We start from the raw sequence: 7,637 nt of genomic DNA, 5'->3' as shown, positions 1-7,637 counted from the left end.
TGGGTGCCGGCGCATTTCCCGCGCGACGAGTGGGCGCTGGCGGAGTTCGACGGCCGGCCGCTGTACGAGCACGAGGACCCGCTGCGCTCGGCGCATCCGGACTGGGGGACGCTGGAGTTCGACTACGGCCGCAAGGAGGTCCGCAACTTCCTGGTGGCCAACGCCCTGTACTGGTGCGAGGAGTTCCACATCGACGGGCTGCGCGTGGATGCCGTCGCCTCCATGCTCTACCTGGACTACTCGCGCGAGGAGGGCCAGTGGCGGCCCAACCAGTTCGGCGGCCGGGAGAACCTCGACGCGGTCGCCTTCCTGCAGGAGATGAACGCCACCCTCTACCGGCGGGTGCCGGGCGTGGTGACGATCGCCGAGGAGTCGACGGCCTGGGACGGGGTCACCCGCGCCACCCATGAGATCGGTCCGGGCGGCCACGGCGGTCTGGGGTTCGGCCTGAAGTGGAACATGGGCTGGATGCACGACTCGCTGGAGTACGTGAGCCACGAGCCGGTGCACCGCAGGTTCCACCACCACGAGATGACGTTCTCGATGGTGTACGCCTACAGCGAGAACTACGTCCTGCCCATCTCCCACGACGAGGTCGTGCACGGCAAACGCTCCCTGGTCTCCAAGATGCCCGGCGACTGGTGGCAGCAGCGCGCCAACCACCGCGCCTACCTCGGTTTCATGTGGGCCCACCCCGGCAAACAACTCCTGTTCATGGGCCAGGAGTTCGCCCAGGGCGCCGAATGGTCCGAAGCACACGGCCCGGACTGGGGACTCCTGGCGCCGGACTGGCCCGCGCACGAGGACCACCGGGGAATCCAGCGTCTGGTCGGCGACCTGAACCGCCGCTACGCGGAGCATCCCGCCCTGTGGGAACGCGACACCGACCCGTCCGGCTTCACCTGGACCGTGGCGGACGACGCCGACACCAACGTCCTCGCCTTCCTGCGGCACGCGGCCGACGGCACTCCGCTGCTTGCCGTCTTCAACTTCTCGCCGCTCGTGCGCAGCGACGTCCGCCTCGGCGTTCCCACCACCTCGCACGGCAGCTGGACGGAGATCCTCAACACCGACGCGGTCACGTACGGCGGCAGCGGCGTCGTGAGCACCGGGCCGCTCCCCGCGGAGGACCGCCCCTGGCACGGCATGGCAGCCTCGATCACCGTGCGCCTGCCGCCTTTGGCCGCCGTGTGGCTGGCGCCCACGGCATCCGGGGACGCCTGAAGCACGGGGTCACCGGGACCGGGACGCGAGCAGGCGGTCCGCGTTGCCTGTGGTGAGGTCGCGCCAGGTCCCGTCGGCGGGCTGCACCGCCGTGTCCAGGGAGTCGACCTGGGCGAGAACGGCATCGAGGGGCGTCCAGCAGTAGTCGCTGCCGTACAGCAGCCGGTCGGTGCCGAACGCCGCGTCGAGCGCGGGGATCTGCCGCGGGAAGGGAGTGCCGGCCATGTCGTACCAGAGGCGGCCGAGCTGCTCGATGGTGTCCGGTGCCTCCGGGCCCGCCTTGCCCAGCGCCCCGCCGTCCAGCAGCGGGCGGAACAGCTCGATCCGGTCGGCCAGCAGGGGCAGCGCGCCGCCGCCGTGGGTGAAGATCCAGCGGATGCCCGGGTGCCGGGCGAGAACACCGGTCAGCAGGAGGTCGCTCGCCGTGCGGGCCGTGTCGAAGAGGAACTCCAGCATCGGGCGCGGACGGCCGAGAGCCACCGCGTCGGCGCCGGGCGGGGAGGTGGGGTGGACGAAGACGATCGCGCCGCGTCGGTCGAGCTCCGCCCACAGCGGGGCGAAGGCCGGGTCGCCGAGGTAGCGGCCGTGGTGGTTGGTCTCGACGGCGACCCCGTCGGCGCCGAGCACGTCGAGTGCGTACGCCGCTTCCTCCAGGGCGCCGTCGACGTCGGGCAGCGGGAGGGACGCGAAGTGGCCGAACCGGTCGGGGTGGGCAGCCCGGACACCGGCTCCGAAGGTGTTCACCTCGCGGGCGAGGGCGCGGGCCGCCTTGTCGTCGCCGAAGTGCACACCGGGGGACGACACCGAGAGGCAGGCCTTGGCGATGCCGCCGCGCTCCATGAGCTCGAGCTGCTTCGCGACGCTCCACTCGGGCCAGCCCGGCATCCCGTCCGGGTGGTCGATGCCCGCGGCGCGGGCCGCGGCGATGTAGTCGCCGGTGACGAAGTGGGCGTGGACGTCGACGAGCCCTGTCCTGGTCATGGGGTCTCCCTGCTGAGGGGCGGTGGTGCGGGTGCCCGCGCGGGGCGGGGCGCCTGCCTGGGTGTGAGGTACATCTGCCACCGTAGGAATGCGGTCGTACGCTGGCATCGGTGATGCCGATGAATGGAACAGAGAGTCCCGGAAGCGGTGGTGCGGGCCGCCGGGGCGGCCGTCCGGCCGAAGGGCAGCCGGTGGTCGACCGTGCGTTCGCGCTGCTCGGCACGTTCGACCACGAGCATCGTGCGCAGACTCTCGCGGAGCTTGCGCGGCGCGCCGGTGTCCCGCGCAGTTCGGCGCTGCGGCTCGCGCGGTCGCTTATGCGGGCCGGGGCGCTGGAGCGGCTGGAGGACGGCCGGTTCGTGGTGGGACTGCGCCTCCTGGAGACGGCGTCGCTGGCTCCCCGCGGGCACGGGCTGCGGGCGGTGGCGATGCCGTTCATGGAGGACCTGTTCCACGTGACCCGGCAGCACGTGCTGCTCGCGGTCCGCGACGAGAACGAGGCACTGCTCGTCGAGCGGCTCTCGGCGCTCGACGCCGGCCCCGTCAGCTACCGGGTGGGCGGCCGGGTACCGCTGACATCGACCGGCGTCGGCCTGGTGCTGCTCGCCTTCGCCCCGGCCGAGGTGCAGGAGCGGATCATCGGCGCCTTCCTTCCCGAGCAGGGCGCCGACGGCATCGAGACCCCCGGTGACCTGCGGCGCTTCCTCGCCGACGTGCGCCGCCGCGACTACGCCACGGGGGCGCAGACCCGGCCGTGGCCGATGAGTACGGTGGCGGCCCCGGTCCGTGACGGCCGCGAGGTGGTCGCGGCCCTGTCGGTGGTCGCCCCCAGCACCGGCTTCCCCGACGCCGGATACGGACCGGCCGTCCGGGCGACGGCACGCGCGGTGTCGCGACGGCTCGCGGAGGACACCGGACGCTGAACGGGCGCAGGGGCCCACGAGGACCTCTGCGGCGGTGCGGCCCTGCCCCGGTGCGAGAGGCGCCGGCACCATACTGACGATCAAGATCCACTGCTGTCGTGAACGGATGTCACTGAAATGAGCGTCAAAACAGTTCTGATCACCGGAACGTCCTCGGGAATCGGTCTCGCCACCGCTGTTGCGGCAGCGCGCAGCGGCTGGCACGTGATGGCCACGATGCGCGACACCGCCAAGGCGGGCCCCCTCGAAACAGCTGCCCGTGAGGCAGGAGTCAGCCTCGACGTACGCAGGCTGGATGTGACCGACCCTGCCGCCGTCGAGGCATGCCTGACCGGCCTCGACCGACTCGACGCTCTGGTCAACAACGCCGGAGCCGGACACGTCGGGACCCTGGAACTCGGGAGCGTCGAGGACGTACGCGCGGTGATGGAGGTCAACTTCTTCGGCGTACTGCATGTCACCCGGGCGGCCCTGCCACTGCTGCGCGCGAGTCGGGGTCGCGTGGTGACGGTGACCAGTGTCGGCGGAATCGTCGGGCAGCCCTTCAACGAGGCGTACTGCGCGGCCAAGTTCGCCGTCGAGGGGTTCATGGAGTCCCTGGCACCCGTCGCGGCCACCACCGGTGTCTCCGTCAGCGTCGTCGAGCCCGGCGCCGTAGCGAGCGAGTTCGTGAACAACGTAGGCATCGACGACCGCGCGCCGGAGACGGAAGGACCGTACTCCGGGGCCCTGTCGGCCTGTCTCGCACGCACTCGAGACGCATTCGCCGACGCGCAGACACCGCAGGACGTCGCCGAGGAGCTGATCGAGCTGCTCGTCGCCGAACGGCCCGCTTTCCGTGTGCAGACCTCGGACAGGGCGCGCGCCTTCGTCGCGGCCAAGCTCAAAGACCTCGACGGCTCGGCGGTGCAGTCGCTGACGGGAACCTGGGTCTCCTAGACCGCGCTTCCGAAGTGCCGCGGTGCGTCGTCGGGTTGGCGGCGTGACGCGGCCCGGCACGTGGGTGGTCGACGGCTCTGTTCATTCCCTTGACTGTGCTGGTTCAGACCTTTAGGTTCAGCGCACGTCGGGTTCATAAGTGAACCCAACCTTCAGATATGTGAACGCGAGTCGTCGTCCAAGCCCTGGAGGAACCCCCCATGCACCGCACCAGAACCCTGTCCGCCGCCGCGGTCGCCGGCATCGTCTGCGCCCTCACCCTGCTCGGCGGCCCCAGTGCCAGCGCGGCCGATCCCGGCAAGGCGCCCGGCGGCAACTTCGACCTGTCCGTGTGGCAGTTGCAGGAGCCCGTCGGCTCGCCCGGCTCGCCGACCACCATCTCCTCGTCGCGGCTCCAGGGCGCGAACGGCTTCCAGGACGCGTACTTCTACACCGACACCCGCGACGGCGCGATGACCTTCTGGGCGCCCGAGAAGGGCGTCACCACCCCCAACTCGAACTACGCCCGGTCCGAGCTGCGGGAGATGAATCGCAGCGGCAGCGCCGCCGACTGGTCACTCGGCGGCAGCCACAAGCTGAACGCGACCCTGCGCGTCGTCTCCGTCACGTCCAACGTGTGCGTCGGTCAGATCCACCTCGGCAGCGGCGGAAGTTCCACCAAGCCCCTGGTGGAGCTGTACTACCGGTCGAGCGGCGACATCGTGGTGGGTACGGAGAACTCGCCGTCCGGCGGCCAGACGACGCACACGGTGGGACATGTGGCGGTCGGCAAGACGTGGAGCTACACCATCGCCGTCTCCGGTGGAAACACGCTCGACGTGACCGTCAACGGCAGCACCACCCACTACGCCATACCCTCGTCGTTCTTCCCGTACAAGCAGTACTTCAAGGCCGGTTCCTACAACCAGTCCTCGTCCAGCAGCACGACCAAGGGCGCGCGCGTCGCCTTCTACGGGCTCAACGTCTCGCACGGCTGACATCCCCACTCCGCGCGGTGCGTCGCTCATGCGGCGCACCGCGCTGTCCCGCGTCGTCAGTGCCCGGCCGACCCGGCTGCCGACGTCACCCTGGGCCGGAGCAGGGTGATCTTCGAGGCGCCCTGTTCCGTGACGTACAGCGTGCCCTTGGACGTGTCCTCCGTGATGTCCAGCGGCTGCTGGAACCCGGTGAACCCGGTGATGCCCGTCGTGGGCGCCGACAACTTCCCCTGCGCGTCGACGCCGAACACCTCGATGTCCTGCCCGCTGCTGTAACGGACCACGAGGAGCGTGCCCTTGAGCGCGCCGCCGAAGGCGTCGCCCCGGTACTCCACGACCCCGTCGGCGGAGGCGTGCAGCCCGGCGTCGTACATCCCGGCCGCGTCCAGATTGCGGTCGGGCTGGGTACCCACCGGGTAGCCGGTGACCTCGAAGGGAGTGGTGCCCGACGTGGGGTTGCCCCCGGCCAGTACCCACTCGCAGCGGGCCGGGTTGGGATGCCCGTAGTACCGGTTCTTCTTGACGTCGAAGACGTAGTCGGTCTCCGCCACGGGGTTGGACGTGATCCCCGGCACGGTCGGACCCGTGTAGGCACCGGCCGTCGCCGCGTCGATCCGGCGGGAGCAGGCGGCGGGCAGCGGGGTGGGCGTGGCGGGTGTGTTGCCCCCGGCCGCGGACCCGTTGGTAGGTGTGTAGAGGTGGCCGTTGGTGTGCCACACCAGGTCGTAGGCGTTCCGCACGCCCGTCGCGTAGAGGGTCAGGGGCGCGTCGGCGGCGAACGGGTCGTACGTTCCCGGGCTCTCGGTCCGCACGTCGACCGCGCCGGACGCCGGGAGCTTGGCCGGGTCGAGCCGCAGTACGGCGGCGTTGAGCAGGTGCTCGGGACGGTTGCCCCACGTCGGGTCGGCGGCGCCCATGGCGTTGTTGGCGCCCTGCGTCACGTACAGGGCACCGTCCGGTCCGAAGGCGAGGGAGTTGGTCTCGTGGTCCTTCACGGAGCGGGGCAGGTGGCTGATGACCTCGGTGTACGTGGCGAGCCCCGGACCGCTCAGCCTGGCGATGCTGCTGGACCAGTCCGGTTCGTTCGGCGTGCCTCCCGCGTACATGGTGTTGGAGGTGATCCACAGAATCGGGGCGGCCGCCGTGGAGGACGGGTCGAACGCCATCCCGATGACGGAGCGGTTGGGTGCTCCCGGCAGTCCGCGGGCCGTCGCGTCCGTACGCACGGTCGAGATCGTCTCCGCGCCGCTGAGGGTGCCGTCGGCGGCGATGGTGTAGCGCATGATGTAGCCGTCCAGCGTGGACGCGTACAGCTTGCCGTCGGGGCCCTTCAGCACGGAGGCGAAGCTCCTGCCCGTCGCCGACGTGGCCACCTTGTCGAAGGCGATGCTGCCGGTGCCGCTGCCCGCTCCGGTGGTGAACACCGACGTCCACGGAGTGAAGGCCCGCCCGTCCAGGTCCCGGGCGCCGCTGGTGACCGTGAAGCGGTAGCGGGTGTTCGCCTTGAGCGCCGTTGTCGGCGACAGGTTGATGACGTCGCCGCCTCCGCTCGTGATCACGTGGGCGGGCACGGCCGCTCCGGTGGCCGATTCCTGGAGGGTGACCGTGCTCGAGGTGAGGCTCGCGGCGTCGACGCCGGGGCCCACCAGGCGGAGGTCCGCCACGACGCTGCCGGTCGGTGTCGCGCCGGTCGCCGTGTTCGCCGGGGTCACCGTCCTGACCTCCGGATGAGCGGCGGCGTCGGTGAGCGGGGCGACGGTCACGTACGCGATCTTCGTGTTGCTGCCGCCGAGCGGACTGATCGTCAGCCGGCCGTCCGTCACGGTCGGGTGCACGGTCGCGGTCCGGTACCGGGTGGTGGACGTGGGGACGAAGCCGTCGACCGCGTTCTGGTTCTCGACCTGGAGCGCGTGGGTGCTGTCCACGCTCGTGGCGTCGCCCACGGCGACCGTCACCGTGTAGGTGCCGTCGGGGACGGCCATCTCCCACCGGCCCGGGGTCTTCACGCCGGCCGACGAGGCGGGGAGTTGCATGTGCACGAAGGTCGCGAGGAGCCGGTCGGGCTCCGCGGTGCCTCTGTCCCGGCCGTTGCCGGTCAGGTCGAGCGGGGTGCTGTTCGTCAGGCCCACCCAGCCGTAGCTGAGTCCGGAGCCCTGGTCGGCGCCGGTGCGGGCGCCGAAGGACTGTCCGTAGTCGAGTGCGTAACCGCTCACGGGCACGGTGGCCGCGGCGCCGAAGTCGATCTTCGCCGAGAAGGCGGTGTCCGCGCGTGCCTGCGCGGGAGCCACCAGTACGAGACCGATGAGGGCCAGGACGGGCAGGAAGCCCGCCGTGCGGGGCGCGGGCCCGCTCCGTGAGCGCCCGCGTCTTCGAAGGCGTACCAGGGTCACGGTCTTCTCCTGTCGAGAGGGGAACGTGCCCCGTGACACGGCGACCGGCGTCGGATCCGCCGATGTGACGGCATCGGCCGAGTCGCGAGGTCCCGCCACCGCGCCCGGGGCTTTGCCGTGCCCATGACTGCCCCGGGCGCGGCGGTCCACGCTGCGGCCGGGCTCGTCATGGGCACGGCGCGCGGCCTGCCGCCTCTGTGCAC

The 7,637-nt window shown here is 71.2% G+C and carries 6 protein-coding genes; 4 read left to right on the top strand and 2 right to left on the bottom strand.

Annotation, left to right across the window (positions count from 1 at the left end):
• A partial coding sequence (gene glgB, locus ABT127_RS38170) for a 1,4-alpha-glucan branching enzyme (protein WP_351460803.1) occupies window positions 1-1,224 on the top strand: 1,224 nt, incomplete at its 5' end.
• A 9-nt stretch (window positions 1,225-1,233) separates the two neighbouring features.
• Here the strand turns inward: glgB and ABT127_RS38165 are convergent.
• Window positions 1,234-2,205, bottom strand: coding sequence for an amidohydrolase family protein (locus tag ABT127_RS38165; protein WP_351460800.1), 972 nt, complete (start codon window positions 2,203-2,205; stop codon window positions 1,234-1,236).
• Between the two features lie 191 nt (window positions 2,206-2,396).
• Between ABT127_RS38165 and ABT127_RS38160 the strand changes: the two genes are divergently transcribed.
• From ABT127_RS38160 to ABT127_RS38150, 3 genes are all read left to right on the top strand, one after another.
• Entirely contained in the window at window positions 2,397-3,128 is a 732-nt protein-coding gene (locus ABT127_RS38160; RefSeq protein WP_351460798.1) for an IclR family transcriptional regulator, read from the top strand.
• Between the two features lie 117 nt (window positions 3,129-3,245).
• Window positions 3,246-4,067: an SDR family oxidoreductase gene (locus ABT127_RS38155; protein WP_351460795.1), complete on the top strand. Its 822-nt coding sequence runs from the start codon at window positions 3,246-3,248 to the stop codon at window positions 4,065-4,067.
• A 200-nt stretch (window positions 4,068-4,267) separates the two neighbouring features.
• On the top strand, window positions 4,268-5,044 hold the full coding sequence (locus ABT127_RS38150) for a polysaccharide lyase family 7 protein (RefSeq protein WP_351460793.1): 777 nt from the start codon (window positions 4,268-4,270) through the stop codon (window positions 5,042-5,044).
• A gap of 56 nt (window positions 5,045-5,100) precedes the next feature.
• On the opposite strand, the gene ABT127_RS38145 is transcribed toward ABT127_RS38150, so the two are convergent.
• Complete coding sequence (locus ABT127_RS38145; RefSeq protein ID WP_351460790.1) at window positions 5,101-7,434, bottom strand: PQQ-dependent sugar dehydrogenase; 2,334 nt, start codon at window positions 7,432-7,434, stop codon at window positions 5,101-5,103.
• Window positions 7,435-7,637: the final 203 nt, after the last annotated feature.

This window comes from Streptomyces sp. NPDC001904, from assembly GCF_040297005.1.
GTDB lineage: Bacteria > Actinomycetota > Actinomycetes > Streptomycetales > Streptomycetaceae > Streptomyces.
This window is presented reverse-complemented; position numbering and strand designations above follow the sequence as displayed.

What these genes read in the sequence shown, in the direction of transcription:
- ABT127_RS38165 (WP_351460800.1), bottom strand. Translation starts at nt 2,205, where the DNA reads ATGACCAGGACAGGGCTCGTCGACGTCCACGCCCACTTCGTCACCGGC.
- ABT127_RS38155 (WP_351460795.1), top strand. Translation starts at nt 3,246, where the DNA reads ATGAGCGTCAAAACAGTTCTGATCACCGGAACGTCCTCGGGAATCGGT.
- ABT127_RS38150 (WP_351460793.1), top strand. Translation starts at nt 4,268, where the DNA reads ATGCACCGCACCAGAACCCTGTCCGCCGCCGCGGTCGCCGGCATCGTC.